This window comes from Sphingomonas sp. 179-I 2A4 NHS (genome assembly GCF_045369135.1).
GTDB lineage: Bacteria > Pseudomonadota > Alphaproteobacteria > Sphingomonadales > Sphingomonadaceae > Sphingomonas.
The window spans coordinates 43,828-60,192 of sequence record NZ_JBIQFL010000002.1 but is presented as its reverse complement, the minus strand read 5'-3'; the positions used below and the strand labels follow the sequence as shown (position 1 = coordinate 60,192).

Annotated in this window: 15 protein-coding genes; 5 read left to right on the top strand and 10 right to left on the bottom strand. The window is 67.4% G+C overall.

Going from position 1 to position 16,365, the window contains the following annotated elements:
- Positions 1-32 precede the first annotated feature (32 nt).
- The gene (locus ACH0CP_RS03550) at positions 33-575 is read right to left on the bottom strand and encodes a DUF4142 domain-containing protein (protein ID WP_294443027.1); all 543 of its coding nucleotides are present in this window, start codon (positions 573-575) and stop codon (positions 33-35) included.
- Between the two features lie 283 nt (positions 576-858).
- On the opposite strand from ACH0CP_RS03550, the gene ACH0CP_RS03545 reads away from it, so the two are divergent.
- The 3 genes from ACH0CP_RS03545 to ACH0CP_RS03535 are packed head-to-tail and all read left to right on the top strand — an operon-like array spanning position 859 to position 3,063.
- Complete coding sequence (locus ACH0CP_RS03545; protein WP_294443028.1) at positions 859-1,383, top strand: ferritin-like domain-containing protein; 525 nt, start codon at positions 859-861, stop codon at positions 1,381-1,383.
- The gene (locus ACH0CP_RS03540) at positions 1,367-2,182 is read left to right on the top strand and encodes a histidine phosphatase family protein (protein ID WP_294443029.1); all 816 of its coding nucleotides are present in this window, start codon (positions 1,367-1,369) and stop codon (positions 2,180-2,182) included. Before ACH0CP_RS03545 ends, ACH0CP_RS03540 begins: the two co-directional genes overlap by 17 nt.
- Complete coding sequence (locus ACH0CP_RS03535; RefSeq protein WP_294443030.1) at positions 2,179-3,063, top strand: NAD(P)H-hydrate dehydratase; 885 nt, start codon at positions 2,179-2,181, stop codon at positions 3,061-3,063. The genes ACH0CP_RS03540 and ACH0CP_RS03535 overlap by 4 nt, the downstream gene beginning before the upstream one ends.
- Positions 3,064-3,066: 3 nt before the next feature.
- Here the strand turns inward: ACH0CP_RS03535 and ACH0CP_RS03530 are convergent, their stop codons facing one another.
- From ACH0CP_RS03530 to ACH0CP_RS03510, 5 genes are read right to left on the bottom strand one after another with little or no spacing between them, the layout of a single operon-like run.
- Entirely contained in the window at positions 3,067-3,399 is a 333-nt protein-coding gene (locus ACH0CP_RS03530) for a hypothetical protein (RefSeq protein ID WP_294443032.1), read from the bottom strand.
- Positions 3,375-4,361, bottom strand: a complete 987-nt coding sequence (locus ACH0CP_RS03525) for an SDR family oxidoreductase (protein ID WP_294443033.1) — start codon at positions 4,359-4,361, stop codon at positions 3,375-3,377. Before ACH0CP_RS03525 ends, ACH0CP_RS03530 begins: the two co-directional genes overlap by 25 nt.
- Complete coding sequence (locus tag ACH0CP_RS03520; protein WP_294443034.1) at positions 4,358-4,774, bottom strand: cupin domain-containing protein; 417 nt, start codon at positions 4,772-4,774, stop codon at positions 4,358-4,360. Before ACH0CP_RS03520 ends, ACH0CP_RS03525 begins: the two co-directional genes overlap by 4 nt.
- A 60-nt stretch (positions 4,775-4,834) precedes the next feature.
- Positions 4,835-6,157 carry an AarF/ABC1/UbiB kinase family protein gene (locus ACH0CP_RS03515; protein ID WP_294443035.1) on the bottom strand — a complete coding sequence of 441 codons (1,323 nt, stop codon included), beginning with the start codon at positions 6,155-6,157 and terminating at the stop codon, positions 4,835-4,837.
- On the bottom strand, positions 6,147-6,722 hold the full coding sequence (locus ACH0CP_RS03510; RefSeq protein ID WP_294443036.1) for a metallophosphoesterase family protein: 576 nt from the start codon (positions 6,720-6,722) through the stop codon (positions 6,147-6,149). Before ACH0CP_RS03510 ends, ACH0CP_RS03515 begins: the two co-directional genes overlap by 11 nt.
- Positions 6,723-6,759: 37 nt before the next feature.
- Between ACH0CP_RS03510 and ACH0CP_RS03505 the strand changes: the two genes are divergently transcribed.
- Positions 6,760-7,755 carry an MBL fold metallo-hydrolase gene (locus ACH0CP_RS03505; RefSeq protein WP_294443037.1) on the top strand — a complete coding sequence of 332 codons (996 nt, stop codon included), beginning with the start codon at positions 6,760-6,762 and terminating at the stop codon, positions 7,753-7,755.
- Positions 7,756-7,846: 91 nt separating this feature from the next.
- Here the strand turns inward: ACH0CP_RS03505 and ACH0CP_RS03500 are convergent, their stop codons facing one another.
- The 3 genes from ACH0CP_RS03500 to ACH0CP_RS03490 all read right to left on the bottom strand — a co-directional run bounded on the left by ACH0CP_RS03500 (position 7,847) and on the right by ACH0CP_RS03490 (position 14,023).
- Positions 7,847-8,527 carry a nitroreductase family protein gene (locus tag ACH0CP_RS03500; protein WP_294443038.1) on the bottom strand — a complete coding sequence of 227 codons (681 nt, stop codon included), beginning with the start codon at positions 8,525-8,527 and terminating at the stop codon, positions 7,847-7,849.
- 227 nt (positions 8,528-8,754) lie between these two features.
- Positions 8,755-10,593, bottom strand: coding sequence for a DUF885 family protein (locus tag ACH0CP_RS03495; RefSeq protein ID WP_294443039.1), 1,839 nt, complete (start codon positions 10,591-10,593; stop codon positions 8,755-8,757).
- A gap of 61 nt (positions 10,594-10,654) precedes the next feature.
- Positions 10,655-14,023, bottom strand: a complete 3,369-nt coding sequence (locus ACH0CP_RS03490) for an amidohydrolase family protein (RefSeq protein ID WP_294443040.1) — start codon at positions 14,021-14,023, stop codon at positions 10,655-10,657.
- 111 nt (positions 14,024-14,134) lie between these two features.
- On the opposite strand from ACH0CP_RS03490, the gene ACH0CP_RS03485 reads away from it, so the two are divergent.
- A complete protein-coding gene (locus tag ACH0CP_RS03485) occupies positions 14,135-15,235 on the top strand; it encodes an SDR family oxidoreductase (protein WP_294443041.1) in 1,101 nt (366 codons plus the stop codon).
- A gap of 9 nt (positions 15,236-15,244) precedes the next feature.
- Here the strand turns inward: ACH0CP_RS03485 and ACH0CP_RS03480 are convergent, their stop codons facing one another.
- A complete protein-coding gene (locus ACH0CP_RS03480) occupies positions 15,245-16,249 on the bottom strand; it encodes an NAD(P)-dependent alcohol dehydrogenase (protein WP_294443042.1) in 1,005 nt (334 codons plus the stop codon).
- Positions 16,250-16,365: the final 116 nt, after the last annotated feature.

Genomic DNA, 16,365 nt, shown 5'->3' with positions numbered 1-16,365 from the left:
CCGCTCCGTTGGGGGCGAGCCGGCCCCGGTTCTCACATGTTGTGGCCGCTGTGGCTTCCGCCGCCCTGCAGCTTCATCGCGGTGTCGAGGTGCTGCTGCACGATCGGGATCGCCGACTTCGCCGAAGTGCGCAGCGCCGGCGTGTCACCGCCGGTCGAGTAGCTGCGGTGAAGATCGAGAGCCGCCTGGTGCGCCGGGATCTGCTGCGCCAGATAGATGCGGTCGAAGTCGCTCGCGGAGGCATTGCGCAGCTCGGTGATCGAGGCGGCCGCGCCAGCGTCGAGGGCAGGCTTCCCCGGGTTCAGCTTCGCCGCCTGCGCGGCCTTCATCGTCGCCGCCGTGGTCTTCTGATGATGGTCGATCAGCGTCTGGGCGAAGCTGCGGACCGCCGGGTTCTTGGTCTTCTGCACCGCGATCTGGCTGGAGTTGATCTCATAGAGATCGCTCTTGCCGGCGGCCGTTACATAGGGAAGTGCCTTAACCTTGGCCTCTGCCGGCGGCGGCGGAGGGGGCGTCTGGGCGACGGCCGCTGTGGAAAGAGCAAGTGCGATACACGCGCCGAAAGTCTTGATCATGATGTCCCTTCCCATGTTGATCAGGCGGCAACCCGGGCATGTAGGGGAAGTTCCTTAGTTGGGCGATCAGGTTGCCTTAGATCAATATCATTGTTGTTGGCGCTTGTACGCGTGGCGGACCGTAGGACTGGTGAGAGACCAGGGGGTGCGTGGAAGCATCTTCTTCAACGCTGTTCTGCAGAGTTGCGACACCTTAAGGCTACAGGCAAAGCCGCGCCGAAACGAGCCGACGGGAACCTTCGACGGGGCATCGGACTTAGGCCCTCATCAGGAGGAGATCAGCATGGCATCGGATCAAGATACGCTGCGCAACCTGTTCATCGTTGGCCTCAGGAACGCGCATGCGGTGGAGAAGCAGGCACTTTCGATCATGACTCCGCAGGTCGGGCGGATCGAACATTATCCCGAGGTGGCTGATCGGCTGCGGGCGCACATCGAGGAAACGAACGGCCAGATCGAGCGGCTCGACGAGATCCTCGCGGAACTCGGCACCAGCAATTCCGCGATAAAGGATCTGGGCCTTAGCATGTCCGGCAGCATGGCCGCGATCGCGCATACCGTTGCCGGCGACGAGATCGTGAAGAACAGCTTCGCCAATTATGCTTTCGAGCATTTCGAAATCGCGGCGTACAAATCGCTGCTGGTGATGGCGGAGGACGGCGGCTTCTCGCAGGCACTCCCGCTGCTCAAGCAGTCGCTTGGCGAAGAGCAGGCGATGGCGCAGTGGATCGACGACAATCTGGCGATGGTAACGCGTCGCTATGCTGACCTCTACGCGACGCAGGGCGCGAGTGAAGCAAAGGTCTGAGCGTAACCCGCCATCGGCGGGCCGGCCTGTGACGCCGGCCCGCTGGCCCGAACGGCTGTGGATCATCCGGCACGGCGAGAGCGCGGGCAACGTCGCCCGCGATGCGGCGCATGCGAGCGGCGCGGAGCGGATCGACCTGACCGCGCGCGACGTGGACATTCCGCTTTCGGAGCGCGGCGAGGAACAGGCCTGGGCGCTCGGCGCGTGGTTTGCGCGTGCCGGGGAAGCGGAGCAGCCCGACGTGCTTCTCGCCTCGCCGTATCTGCGTGCGCAGGCCACCGCGCGCCTGTTTCGGGAGGCGGGGGGATGCGAACCGAACGAGCCGATCTGCATCGACGAGCGGCTGCGCGAGAAGGAGTTCGGCATCCTCGACGGGCTGACGACCAGCGGGGTCGCGGCCGTCTTTCCCGATCAGGCCGAGTTCCGCCGGCTGCTCGGCAAATTCTATCACCGCCCTCCCGGCGGCGAGAGCTGGTGCGACGTGATTTTCCGGCTGCGCGCGGTGCTCGACACGATCGCGCTTCATTATGCCGGGCGGCGCGTGATGATCGTGGCGCATCAGGTGGTGGTGCTGTGCCTGCGCTACGTGATCGAGAAGCTGGCTGAGGAGGAGATTCTCGCGATTGATCGCGAGGGCGACGTCGCGAATTGCTCGATCACCGAATACCGCTTTGATCCGGAAGAAGGCCGGGACGGGGGGCTGGTGCTGGTGCGCTACAATGACGTGGCTCACCTCGAGCGCCAGGAAGAGGCGGAAGTGACGGCCGAGCCCGAGCGGACCGAGGGAGTGCGCGGGTGAACGAGGATCCGGTTGCGCTCGACAGTGCGTGGATCGCCGCCAATCCAGCCCCTGTCCACGGCGACGGCACGACCAAGAACAGCCGCGGGCGGGTGCTGGCGATTGGTGGTTCGCGCCGCGTGCCCGGTGCGATCCGGCTGACCGGCGAGGCAGCGTTGCGCGCGGGCGCGGGCAAGCTGCAGATGGCGACGGTCGGCTCGGCGGCCCTCATGTTGGGGGTGCTGGTGCCCGAGGCAGCGGCGCTTGCCCTGCCAGAGGATAACGGTGGCGAAATCGAGGCGCTGGAAGGCGCGGACTTCGAGAAGGCAATCCAAGGGTGCGACGCATTGGTGATCGGACCGGGGATCGGTGATCCCGACGCGGCGGAACGGCTGTTGGGGCAGGCGCTGAATGCGACTTCCGACGAGACCATGCTGGTGATCGACGCCATGGCGATCGGCTGCGCCCGGTCGCTGAGCACGGCGCTTGCCAAATTCAGGGGACGCACGATCTTCACGCCGCACCATGGCGAGATGGCCGTGCTGACAGGACGCGACGAAGACGAGATTGCGGCTGATCCCGACGCTGTCGCCCGGGAGGTGGCCGCGCATTTCGGCGCCGTGGTGGTGCTGAAGAGCAGCAGGACCGTGATGGCGGCGCCTGATGGCACGCTGCTTCATTATCGCGGCGGCGGGATCGGGCTGGCGACCGGCGGTTCAGGGGACGTGCTGGCGGGCGCGATCGCCGGTCTTGCGTCGCGCGGCGCATCGCCGCTGGTCGCGGCCGGCTGGGGCGTGTGGCTGCACGGACACGGCGGGCGGCGGTTGGCGACCACCCGCGGGCCGGTCGGGTTCCTAGCGCGCGAGCTGGCGGCCGAGTTTCCGCGCCTGTTGCCGCAATGATGCTCAGTGGGGCGCGGTAATCGCCGCATACCAGGCGGCATAGGGCGTGTTACGGGCGAGGCGGCGATTCAGATCCGGTGCGCCATCCTGCCACCAGACCGGCCCACGCTCGCCGAGAGCGATCTTGGCCGCGTTCACCGCGGCGTGGGCAATTGCCAGTGCGGCCTCGTCGCCGCGCTTCTTCGCCGTCCCGACATCGCGACGTGCGGCCATCAGCTGCTGCACGAGATGCTTGCGTTCACCGTCCGGCAGATCGGGGTTGGTGCGCCGCCATAAACGACCGCGCACGACGATGTAGCGGCCGTCCGGCGTTACGGGCGGTGGTTCTTGCGCCACAGAAATGCGCCCAGAGCCGCTGCGCCGAGCAGCCCGGCACCTGCGGTTAGCGCAGCTGCGCGTCGCTGGTCGGGACGGCGGCGGCCGCCATCGACGCCGCTGACATCGTTGGCCGTGTCGAAGATCGCGCCGCTGCTGTCGTCCGCCCGCTCCGCCTTTCTCGACCATACATCCATGAAGCCGTTCATGATCGCGGCGTTGAGGTTCGGCACGGCAAAGTCGCCGAGCTTGAGCGCCAGCGCCGGCGCACCGATCGCAGTGGTATTGCGCGGGCGATGGGCGAGGCGGACGATCGCCTTGGCGACCGTTTCCGGTGCCAGCGCACCCGGCGGAAGCGATAACCGCGCGCCGGTGTAATTGCCGGCATGGTCGATGCCGGGCGTGTCGACGAAGGTGGGATAGACGTCACAGATGTGGATTCGCGGCTTCTTCGACAGCTCGCCGCGCAACGCCTCGCTGAAGCCGCGCAGCCCGAACTTGCTGGCGGAATAGGCCGCGGCATAGGGCGTTGCGACGAACCCGCCGACCGAGATCATGTTGACCCAGATGCCGTGATCCTGCGAAAGGAAGATCGGCAGCACCGCGTGCGCATCGTTCATGTGGCTGACGAGGTTCACGTCGATCACACGCGCATGATCGGCGATCGGCGCCTCATGATATTTGCCGACCACGCCGACGCCGACGCAGCTGAACCACAGATCGATCCCGCCGAGATGATCGCGCGCCTCGGCGGCGAAGGATGCGACCGCGCCAGCATCCGTCGTGTCGAGCACACGGATCTCGGCCGCGCCGCCTTCGCCGCGGCAGCTGCGCGCGATGCTCTCCAGCCCCGCCATCCCACGCGCCGCAAGCATCAGCGTTGCGCCTTCGCGCGCAAAGGCGAGCGCGGTGGCGGCGCCGATGCCGCTCGACGCGCCGGTGATGACGACGCGCAGCGGCTGGCCGGGCGTGGCGGCGCTCATCGGCCGACCGCTTCCTTCACCTTTTCGGCTGCCTTGGCGAGCAGGCCCTTTTCGGCCTCCTCCGCTTCTTCCTTGGTCTTGAAGGCTGCGCCCTCGGGCTCTGCGGGCGGCGCGTAGACCGAGAACAGCTTCAGTTCGCCCGAACCCTTGTTGATCACATTGTGCTCTGCGCCCTTGGGAATGACGACGAGATGGTTCGGGCCCGCCTTGGTGGAGTGGCCGTCGATCACGACCTGGGCATCGCCGGCGACGATGTACGTCGTCTGATCGGCGGAGTGCGTCTCCATGCCGATCTCCTCGTCCGCGGGGATGCTCATCAGCACGATCTGGATCTTGCGATCGCGATAGACCTCCTTCTGCCACAGGGTGTTCTTGGTCGCGAGGTCGATCATGTCCTTGTTGAAGATCGCCATGGGGTAGCTCCTCTTGTGTCGCAGAGCCCGACGAATGAGCGGCGCGGGCGTTCCGGCGGATCAGAAGGCGGGGCGAAACTTCTCGATCATTGTCCGTATGTCGACCTTCGCCTTCAGCCGCGCGCAGAGAAGGGCAGTGCCGCTGACCTTTCGCTGCACGAACAGGGTGTCGATCGGAGGCAGGTGCCAAGTGCCGCGATCCTGCGCCATGACTGCGGCTTCCTCGCGCAGCACGGCGACGAAGGCGCGGTCGCCGAAGTCGAACGGGCCGGGGCGCGACAGTTCGGCGAGGAACACAGCGATCATGCGATCTACAATGGCGTGGTGGCGTTCCGCGGCGGCGGCGCCGACGAAGCCCGCCGAGACCGCCGCCTGACGCACGCGATCCTTGTCGCCATCAAGGGCGGCCATCAGCAGGCGGTGATAGCCCTGCTGGGTTTCGGGCTGCACCTGCCGTGTCGCACCGAAATCGAGCAGAATCAGGCGTTCGCTGTCGCCCTGCCAGCGATAATTGGCGAAATTGGGATCGGTCTGCATGACGCCCCACTCGAACAACTCGCGCAGGACGAGCGAGACGAGCGCCGCCGCAGCGCGATCGCGCTGTTCCTGCGGGGCATCCTCCAGCGTCTCGATCCGTTCGCCGGGGATGAAATCCATCGCCAGCACGCGCGACGTGCTGAGTTCGGGCGCGGCGGCGGGCAGGACATAGGCGGGATCCTGATCGACCAAGCCGCGATAGCGATCGAGCATGCTTCGTTCGCGGACGTAATCGGCCTCTTCATGAAGCTGCCGTTTCGCCTCGGTAAGCAGCGGCGCGATATCGAGTTCGCGCGGAAGCAGGCCGGAGACGCGCAGCAGAGTCGCGACATTGTCGACGTCGGCATCGATGCTTTCCGCCACGCCGGGATATTGCACCTTGATCGCCAGCATGCGGCCGTCTGGCAGCTCGGCGCGGTGGACCTGGCCGATCGAGGCGGCGGCGATCGGGTGCGCCTGGAAATGGCGAAAGCGGCGGCGCCACTCGCGGCCCCATTCGCCGGTGAGCACGCGATCGAGCTGCTGCGGCGGCATGTGATGCGCATTGTCGCGCAGCCGCGAGAGGATCTGCGTCAGCTCCGCGGGCAGAAGATCGCCCGCGTCCATCGAGATCATCTGCCCGAGCTTCATCGCCGCGCCGCGCAGGTTGGAGAGCTGATCGGCGACGCGGGTGGCGTTGGCGGGGGTGAGCAGCATGTCGCTGACGCGCGGGCGCTCGCCCGACGCCAGGCGCCGTGCGCCCTCCGCCACCATGCCGCCGGCGACGCCGCCGGCGAGCCGCCCGAAACTGCCGAAGCGCGACAGGCGCCCGCTGGGGACGGCCCGGCCGCGCCGATCATCTGCCATGAGAAGCTTCCTTTCTGCCGCCCGCGAGCAATTGCGCGAGCGTGAGGGGGGCGAAATCCTGGGCGTCGACGCCGACGTCATATTGCCGCGGCATCGCCTTCAATCGCCCGTGACTGTGACCATGAAGGTTGAGCGCGCCGCGGCCCTGCGCGTTCCACGATCGGAATGGATAATGGCACAGAACGAGGCGGCGACCGTCCACCTCAAGCTCAGCATAATCGCCGACACTGGACCAGCCGGCCGAGGCGAGCGTCGCATCGGGATCGTTGTTGCCGCGCAGCAGGTGCTTGGTGCCGTTGAGCTGCGCAAGGAGTGCGGGAACATCCGCCGCGCGGCGCGCGACATCGCCGAGGTGCCACACCACGTCATCGGGCGCGACCACCGCGTTCCAGCGCTGGATCAGTGCTGCGTCCATCTGCGCGACCGAGGAGAACGGCCGGCGCTGGATGTTGATGGTGCGATGATCGCCGAAATGCGTGTCGGCCGTGAAGAAGAGGCGCGGGGCGGGTTGCTTGTCGGGCACGCGGCGGGAACGAGCGACGGGCGCGGGCGGTTCACGCGTCATGGCACGCTGATGCGTGGGCGGAGGGACAGGCCGGTCAATGACGCGCAAACGATATTATACCGGGCCGGTGAGCGACCATTTCGATGGCGTGCGCTTCTTCAATCCGAACCAGCCGCTGAACGACCGCGGCTTTCGCGATATTCTGCGCTGGCGACGTGACGGGAGCGGGGTGCCGTGGGCGCCGCACGTGCCGGTGACACAGGCGAAGCCCGAGTCGCGCGTCGACGGCCTGCGCGTGACGATGGTCGGCCATGCATCCTTGCTGATCCAGGCGGCGGGGCGGAACATCCTGACCGATCCCTTGTGGTCGGAGCGCGCGAGCCCGTTCCAGTTCATCGGGCCGAAGCGAGTGACGGCGCCCGGCATTGCGTTCGAGGATCTGCCGCCGATCGATGCGGTGCTGATCAGCCATTGCCATTACGATCATCTCGACGTGGCGACGCTGCGGCGGCTGCAGGCGGTGCATGCGCCGGTGATGGCGATGCCGCTGGGCAATGACACAATCGTGCGCGGGGCGGTGCCGGGCGCGCGCTGCATCGTCGGGGACTGGTGGGACGGGTTGCCGCTGTTCGATGGCTTCGCGACGACGCTGACGCCGGCATATCATTGGGCGAACCGGGGGCTGAACGACGTTCGGATGGCGTTGTGGGCCGGCCATTATCTGACGACGCCGGCGGGCAGCGTGTGGTTCGTCGGCGACACCGGCTATGGCGACGGGGCGATCTTTCCGCCGGTGCGCGAGCGGCTGGGCCGCCCTGACGTCGCACTGATCCCGATCGGATCGTACGAGCCGCGCTGGTTCATGGCGCCGCAGCATGTGAACCCGGAGGAAGCGGTGCGGATCTTCACCGCCGCCGGGGTGGGACGTGCGCTCGGCATCCATTGGGGCACGTTCAAGCTGACCGACGAAGCACGCGAGGCGCCGCGGGAGGCGCTGGGCGAGGCACTGGCAGCGGCAGGGATCGCGCGCGAGCGGTTCGTGGCGGCAGAGGTGGGCGGGGTTTACGACTTCCCGGCGCGCGAGGCCGGGTGAGATGCCTCGCCGCCTACCCCTCAACGTCGCGAGGGGACGAACGGGAGGGCGCAGCGCGTCCGGCCCCGGCATCGCCGGGGCGCCGGGTTGGTTACTCGGCGAAGCCGACGAAGCGGGCGGCCTCGCTGACCGGCTTGCGCCGGGAGACGACGGCATTGGCGGGGAAGCTTTCGTCGGGCCAGCCCATGGCGACGCAGGTCTGGATCACCTGATCGTCGGGGATACCGGCATGTTCGCGCACCACCGGTGACTGCATGATCCCCTGGCTGTTGATGACGCAGCCGAGGCCGCGTGACCAGGCAGCGTTGACGAGTGCGTTGACCACGGCGCCGCAATCGAACGGTGCGATGTCACTGCCCAAGAGCACGCGATCGTAGGTGACGACAATCGAGACCGGCGCATCAAACTGACGGAAACCGCGCAGCACCCAATCGTGGCGCTTTTCCTTGTCGTCGCGCGCGATGCCCATCGCGCCGAACAACTGCTTGGCGATCTCGATCTGCCGTTCCCGATGCGCACCGCCGTAATTCTCGCCCTTGCGGAATTCGCGCGAGTCCGGGACGCCGGCGAGATTGCGTTCGGTGTTGCCCTGGCGAATGCGATCGAGCGGCTCGCCCGTGACGACGGTGAAGTTCCACGGCTGCGTGTTAAGCGACGAGGGCGCGCGGGAGGCCAGCGCGATGATCTCCTCGATTAGCGCGCGGGGCACGGGATCGGGCTTGAAGCCGCGGATGCTGCGGCGGCCGTTCACGACATCGTCGTAGGTTTTCATTCGTACCTCTCTCATTGCGATCCGGTTTCTTCACCGTTCGTGGCGAGCGTAGTCGAGATACGGGGTGTAGGCGATGGCGCTTGGCGCGCGCCCTTCGACAGGCGCGAGGCGAAGGGGGGGCATGGCGGTCGCGCGGAAGGCGTTGGCGACAAACCATCCCCCCGCCCCCCACAAACGCGAGGAGAGATTTTAGGACCCCTCCCGCACGCCGGAGGGGAGGTTTGGCGTCAGGCCTTCAGCATGCGCTCCGTCACCATGCGTTCGAGGATGGTGAGCGGGAGGGGGCCGTCGAGAAGCACGGCATGGAACTGGCGCGGATCGAAGGCGGCGCCCTGCTTCGCCTTCACAGCATCGCGCAGACGGGCCCAGACGGTGTGGCCGATCTTGTAGCTCGTCGCCTGGCCCGGCCAGACGGTGTAGCGATCGATCTCGTTCTGGCTGCGGCCGCGCGCGATGCCGGTGGTGGCGATGAAATAATCGGTCGCCTTCTCCCGGCTCCAGCGCTTGTGGTGCATGCCTGAATCGACCACGAGGCGCGTCGCGCGGAACAGCAGCGACTGGAGGTAGCCGACCTGGCCGAGGGGATCGCCCTCGTACATGCCCATTTCGTCCGCCAGCTGCTCCGAATAGAGCGCCCAGCCTTCGGTGTAGCCGCTGAAACCGCCGTTGCGGCGCAGGAGCGGGATGCTTTCGGATTCGAGTGCCAGCATCACCTGGAGGTGGTGGCCGGGCACCGCCTCATGATGCGTCAGCGTCGCAAGGCCGAACTTCGGCCGATCGAAGCTGTCGCGCAGGTTGATGTAATAGATGCCGGGGCGCGAACCATCGAGCGTCGCATTCTGATAATAGCCGCCGGGCGCGCCAGCCTCGATCGACTTGGGCACGCGGCGCACCTCGACCGGTGCCTTGGGCAGCGTGCCGAACTGTTCGGGGAGCCGCTTCGACATGGCGATGACCTGGGCGTTGAGCTGCGCGATCAGCTGTTCCTTACCAGCGTCGGTGTTGGGATAGACCTGATCCGGGCGCTTGTTGAGCGCGACGAGCCGCTCGCCGACGCTGCCCTGCGTCATTCCCTGGCCCTTGAGGATCGTGTCGATCCGGCCGCTGATCTCGGCCACCTGCTGCAGGCCGAGGCGGTGAACCTCCTCGCCCGACATGGCGACGGTGGTCGCGGCCTCAATGCTGGCGGCATAATAAGCCTCGCCGTCGGGCAGGCGCCACACGCCCGCATCATGCGTCGCGCGGCCGCGCAGCTCGGTGACGAGCGCGCGCTGGCGATCGAGCGCGGGGAAGACCTGATCGTTCATGATCTTCGTCGCTTCCGCGACCCGCGCATCGGTGAGGTTCGCGGCCTTGAGCTTCGTGACGAGCGCGGTGACCGGGACGGTGGCGGCGGCCGGCTGATCCCGCAGCGAGCCCATCAGCTTCAGCGTGGTATCGAGGATGTAATCGGGCGCGAACACGCCGCGCGCCGCATCGGCACGCTGGCGCTCGGTATCCTGATCGATCGCGGTGGCGAAGGCCGCTACGCGCGCGACATAGGCGTCGGCATCGGCGGCATCCTTGATGCGATGCTGCGAATCGAGGAAGTCCGGCACTTCGCGATAGGCGCCGGTCAGCTGGGTGACGATGAAGGGCGCGAACCGGCCCATGCTGGCGCCATAGGTGAAGCGCTCCCCGCCCGCGATGCTGCGCTGGAGCTGGTAGAGGACGACCTCGTAATCGAGTTTTGCCGCCGGTGAGAGCGAGGCGGGGTTGATCGTGCGCAGCTCGGCCAGTTCGCGCCTGGCCTGCGCGAGCTCGGCCGCGGCGCCCTTGGCCGAGGCGTCGCTGAGCTTGCTCTTGAGCGGGGCACGGGCGCCCTCGTCGAGGCCGAGCGCGGTGGCGCCTTCGGGGCTGGCATCGATGCGATCGTAGAAGATGCGATCGAGCAGCGTGCGCAGCTTCGCGTCATTGGGGTTGGTGCCGGTGGCTGCGGTGGCAGCGGCGGCTGCATTGGCGGCCGCGGGGATGCTGGCGGCGAGCGCGGCGGCGCCGGTGCTGCCGAGGAAAGTGCGACGATCCATTCAAGATCTCCTGAAGGGGAAAGGGCGCTCGCCCACGGGCGGGCGAGCGCGAAGGCGGCAATCAGTTGGCGGCGCTGGTTTCCCAGAAATAGCGGCCGCGCTTGGCGGTGCCGGTCGCGACTTCGTTCAGCGTCCTGGCATCATAGAGCCGCCCGCCGAGCATCACCTGCGCGACCTTGTCGCTGTTGCGGATGTTGGTCGTCGGGTCAGCATCGAGCACGACGAGATCGGCGAGCTTGCCGACTTCGAGCGAGCCGATATCCTTCGCCATGCCGAGCGATTGCGCAGGGACGATCGTGCCGGCACGCAGCGCCTCCAGCGGGGTCATCCCGCCGCGCACGAACGACCACAACTCCCAATGCGCGCCGATGCCGGCCTGCTGGCCGTGCGCGCCGATCGAGACGAGCACGCCGCGCTTGGCGAGCTTGTGCGCCTCGCGGGCATTGTCGTCGTCGAAATAGTCGCCCTCCGGCGCCTTGATGCGGCGGGCGTTGTCGGCGCGCAGCCGCGCCGGCGGGGTGTGCGCCTGAAGCAGCGGATGGGCGAAGACGTCGGTCTCCTGGCGCCAGTAGGGGTCACCCGCGAGGCCGCCGAAGCTGACGATGAGCGTCGGCGTATAGTTGGTCTTCGACTGCGAGAAGAGCTGCAGCAGATCGTCGTAGAAGGTCTCGAGCGGGATGTTGTGCTCGAGCGTCGAATTGCCGTCGACGATATGCGTGACGTCGAGCCCGTAGAGCGAGCCGCCCTCGGCGACCACCTGCATGTTCTCGCGGCGGGCCGCCTCGGTCACCTGCTGGCGCTGATCGCGACGCGGCTGGTTGTAGTTCTTCACGCTGTGGCCGCCCTGCGCCTTCAGCCGGCGCACGTGCGAGAGCGCATCGTCGAGGCTGTCGATCTGCGCATACACGTCGGCCGCCTTGGCACCGTACACCACTTCGCCGGTGGAGAAGATGCGCGGCGCGAGGATCAGACCGGCGCGCTGATATTCCGACGCGGTGAAGATCTCGCTCGAACGGTTCGAGGGATCGTGGATCGTCGTGGTGCCGAGGGCGAGGTTCTGCATCATCGACCAGTTGCGCTGCGGCACCAGCTCGTCGCTCCCCGCCGGGCCGTGCGCGTGCGCATCGACGAGGCCGGGGATGATCGTCTTGCCGGCGGCGTCGACCGTCGTGGCCCCGGCGGGGATCGGCGTCGAGGCGCGCGGGCCGACCGCGACGATGCGATCACCGCGGATCACCACCACGCCATCGTCGATGATGCCGCCATCCTCGGCCGCCATGGTGACGAGCCGCGCGCCGGTGATCGCGACGGTGCCGCTGGGCTTCACCGCCGCCTGCTCCATCGCGAGGCTGACGCCGGTCGTCGGCGGGACGAAGCCGGGCGCCCCCTCCGCGCGCGGTTCGGCGGGGAAGAGCTGCGCGGTATCGACGGTGTAGAGCGTCGGCCCGAGGCTCCAGTGGAGGCGCGTGCCATCGTTCGACCAGTGGATGTAATCCGCGCCGCCCGCGCTGACGCGCGTGACCGGCAGCGCCTTCGCGTCCGGCGACAGGCCGACCGACTGGCCGCCCGGCATCAGCGGCACGACATAGGCCGCGTAATTCTGGCGGAAGGCGACGTACTCGCCGGTCGGCGAGACGATATAGTCGGTCGCAAGCTCGCCATTCGCATGGGCGCGCTTCGCCTGGCCCGACAGATCGGTGCTGACGAGCTGGCGCACCGACTTGCCGTCCTTACGCTCATCCTCGAGCATGAAGATGCGGTCGCCGCTGGCGGCGAATTGCGGCGAGGCGGCGCCGAGCGCGATGCGGCTGATCGCGCCGCCGGTAGCCGCGACCCGGTACACGCCGGCATCCTCTGACCATTTCGGGCTGGTGAGCCCGCCATGGCTGGTGCGCTCGAAGACGATCGTCTTGCCATCGGGCGAGAAGCGCGGGCGGGCGTAATGGCCGGGCTGGCTCGTCACGTCACGCGGCGTGCCGCCAGCGGCGCCGACCACGCGGATGCGGCCGAGGCCATCGTCGGTCCAGCAGACGAAGACCAGGGTCTTGCCGTCACGCGACCAGCTGGGGAACAGTTCGAAGCCGTCGTCGCCGCGAGTGAGGCGACGTGCGGCCCCGCCGGCGACCGGCTTCACCCACAATTTGCCGAGCGTTTCGAACACGACCTGGAGGCCGTCGGGCGAGACGCTGGCGAAGCGCGGCATGGCGGTGGTGAAGCGATCGGGCGCGACCGCGATCTGCGGGTGCGGCGCATCGATCACGCCGCGGGTGTCGTTGATCGTGAACGGGATCTCGCGCGCATTGCTGCCGTCGGCGTTGATGCGGCGGATCTTGCCCTTGGCCCAGAAGACCAGCCCCGAATTGTCGGGCAGCCACGCCATGTTCGGATAGACGCCGGTGACCGCCCAGGTCTCCTGCGAATCCTGATCGAGATCGTCGTAGATCTTGCGCTCCTCACCCGAAGCGAGATCCTTGACGTAGAGCTTCGAGCGGGTCGCTTCGCGGCGGACGAAGGCGATCTTCTTGCCATCGGGCGACGGCGTCGGGCGGACCGCGCCGCCAGCACCAGTGACGGCCTTGCTGACTTCGCCGGTTTCGAGATCGTAGCGCTCGATATCGAACAGGCCGGTGTTCGAATCCTGTGCATATTCGAAGATCGGGCCGGGCGTGACGTTCTTCGTGTAGAAGACCGACCTGCCGTCCGCGGCGTAGATCGGCTCGCCAAGCTCCTTCTGGTGCGCTTCGCTGGGGCGCTTCACCAGCTGGACGCCGGCGCCGCCGGAGACATGATACATCCACACTTCGCCGGTGCCGAGAGAGCGGCCGGTGGTGAAATGCTTCTTGGCGACGATGAAGCGGCCGTCCTTGCTCCAGCTCGGCTGGTTGAGGAGGCGGAAATCCTCGCGCGTCACCTGGCGCTTGTCGCTGCCGTCGAGGTTCATGACCCAGATATTGTCGCCACCGCCGCGATCCGAGGTGAAGGCGATGCGGCGGCCATCGGGCGAGAAGCGCGGCTGCACTTCATAGGCGAGGCCTTCGGCGATCCGCGTCGGCGTGCCGCCGGTGATCGGCATGGTGTAAATGTCGCCCAGCAGCGCGAAGGCGATGGTGCGCCCGTCGGGGCTGACGTCCACGTCCATCCAGCTGCCCTCGTTGGTGCGGATCGGCACCTGGCGGATGGTGGCGCCGGCGGGGGCGTTCACGTCCCACTTGGCGGCCTTGCCCGCCGCTGCCGGCTGGCTGCGCGCGACGGAAGCCGTGGAAGGAGCAACCGGCGTGGGGAGCGCATCGCTGGGCGGTGCCTGCTGCACACTGCGGTCTTCCGGCGCCTGCGTCTGCGCGGTGGGCGGGGCCTGAGTGGAGACTTGGGCGGGCGCTCCGTGTGCCGCGAGCGCAATAAGGGAAACGAACGACGCGGCGTAGAACTTCATGGAACCCCCGGAAACGGCAAGAATATTGCCGCACTATCCCTTCGGGTGTTGCAATGGCAATGCCGCAGATCAAAACCGCGAAACGCGGTTGGTTGTGGCGGGAGAGGGATGATGCGCGCACCAACGGTGCTGATCGCAGGGGCGAGCGGCGTGATCGGGCAATCGGCCGTGGCGCGCTTCGCCGAGGACGGATGGCGAGTGATCGGCGTATCGCGCCGGGCGCCGGACGTGATCCCGCAAACCGCCTACGAACATGTGTCACTGGACCTGCTGGACGAGGACGCCTGCCGCGCGGCGGCCGGGCGCTTCGCGGGCGTCACCCATGTCGTGTACGCCGCGCTGTACGAAAAGCCTGGGCTCTATGCCGGCTGGTTCGAGCAGGACCAGATGGACACCAACCTAGCGATGATGCGCAACCTGATGACGCCGATGCTGGAAGCCGCGCAGGAACTGCGCCACGTCAGCGTATTCCAGGGTACCAAGGCCTATGGCGCGCATCTGCACCAGATACCGGTGCCGGCGCGGGAAAGCTGGCCGCGCGATCGCCACGCCAATTTCTACTGGCTGCAGGAAGATTGGATGCGCGCCCGCCGTGCCCTGGCTGACTGGGCGCTGACGATCTGGCGACCGCAGGTGGTGTTCGGCGGCGCGAGCGGCGTGGCGATGAACATCGTGCCGGTGCTTGGCGCCTATGCCGCAATCTGCCGCGAGCTGGGCCTGCCGTTCGCTTATCCGGGACGGCCAGGAGGCCTCAGCGAAGCGGTGGACGCCGACCTTATCGCGGATGCGCTGCTATGGGCCAGCGAGGCGTCCGCGGCACGGGACGAGACGTTCAACATCACCAATGGAGATGTTTTCACGTGGGCCGATACATGGCCGGCGATAGCGCGCGCGGTGGGGCTGGAGCCGGCCTATGGCGAGCCGTTCGCGCTGGTCGATTTCCTGCGGGAGCATGAAAGCGTGTGGGACGGGCTGGTAGCGCGACATGGGCTGCGCGCCGGACCCTTGCGGGACCTGATGGGGAAATCGCACCATTATGCCGACCTGTTGTTCGGCATTCATGCGCCGGCCAAGGCGGCGCGTGCGCCGGTGCTGGTAAGCACGATCAAGCTGCGGCAGGCGGGCTTTGGCGGATGCATCGATACCGAGGCGATGTTCGCCAAGTGGCTCGGCCGGCTGGCCGAACGGCGGGTCATCCCGACGCCCGGCTAGGCGCGGGTCCTAGATGTCGAGCACGATCTTGCCGAAATGCTTTCCGGATTCCTGGTGGCGGAAGGCGTCGGCGATCTGTTCGAGCGGGAAGTGACGGTCGATCACGGGCTTGATGCCGTTCGCCTCGATCGCGCGGACCATGTCCTGCTGATGGCGGCGGGCACCGACGGTGAGGCCGATAATCCGCTGGTTGTTGTGCATCACCATCACCGTGGGGATGTGCCCGCCAATGCCCGCAAGCACGCCGATCAGGGAGATGTGGCCGCCGGTGCGTGTCGCGATGATGGACTGCGGCATGGTGCCCGAGCCGCCGATCTCGACGACATGGTCGACGCCGCGGCCGCCCGTCATGCCACGCGCGACCTCGCCCCAATGCTCTTGGCTTTTGTAGTTGATGAGGTGATCGGCGCCCATGCTGCGAAGCCGTTCGAGCTTCTCGTCGGAGGACGACGTGGCGATGACGCGGGCGCCGGCCGCCTTGGCGAACTGAAGTGCGAAGATCGAGACGCCGCCGGTGCCCTGGACGAGGACGGTGTCGCCGGCCTTGACGTTGCCGTTGACGACCAGCGCGCGCCATGCGGTGAGGCCGGCGCAGGTGAGCGTCGCCGCCTCCGAATCCGAATAGCCTGCAGGCGCGCGGGTGAAGGCGGTGGCGGCATTGGTGACATATTCGCGCGCGAAGCCATCCGCCATGTCACCGGGGACATCGCCCATCACTTCCCGCTCCGGCTCGCCATCCATCCAGTGCGGGAAGAAGGTGGAGACGACCTTGTCGCCGACCGCGAACTCGGTCACGCCTTCGCCAACCTCGATCACCTCGCCGGCGCCGTCCGACATGGGGACGCGGCCGTCGGGTGTTGGGATCATGCCCATGACGACGGCATAATCGTGGAAGTTGAGCGAACTCGCGCGGACGCGCACGACGATCTCGCCGCGGCGGGGGGCGACCCGTTCGGTCTCGGTGACCTGAAGGCGATCGAGGCCGCCGGGCTTCTGCAACTGGATCGTGCGCATCTTACTCTCCCCATGGCACTGATGGCCGTTTGTGTTTGGGGTAGAGACGGCGCCAGGCGCGTGCAACGGGAATTAAGTCGACGCGATTAATTTGTGGGCGAGAGGATGCGTGGCGC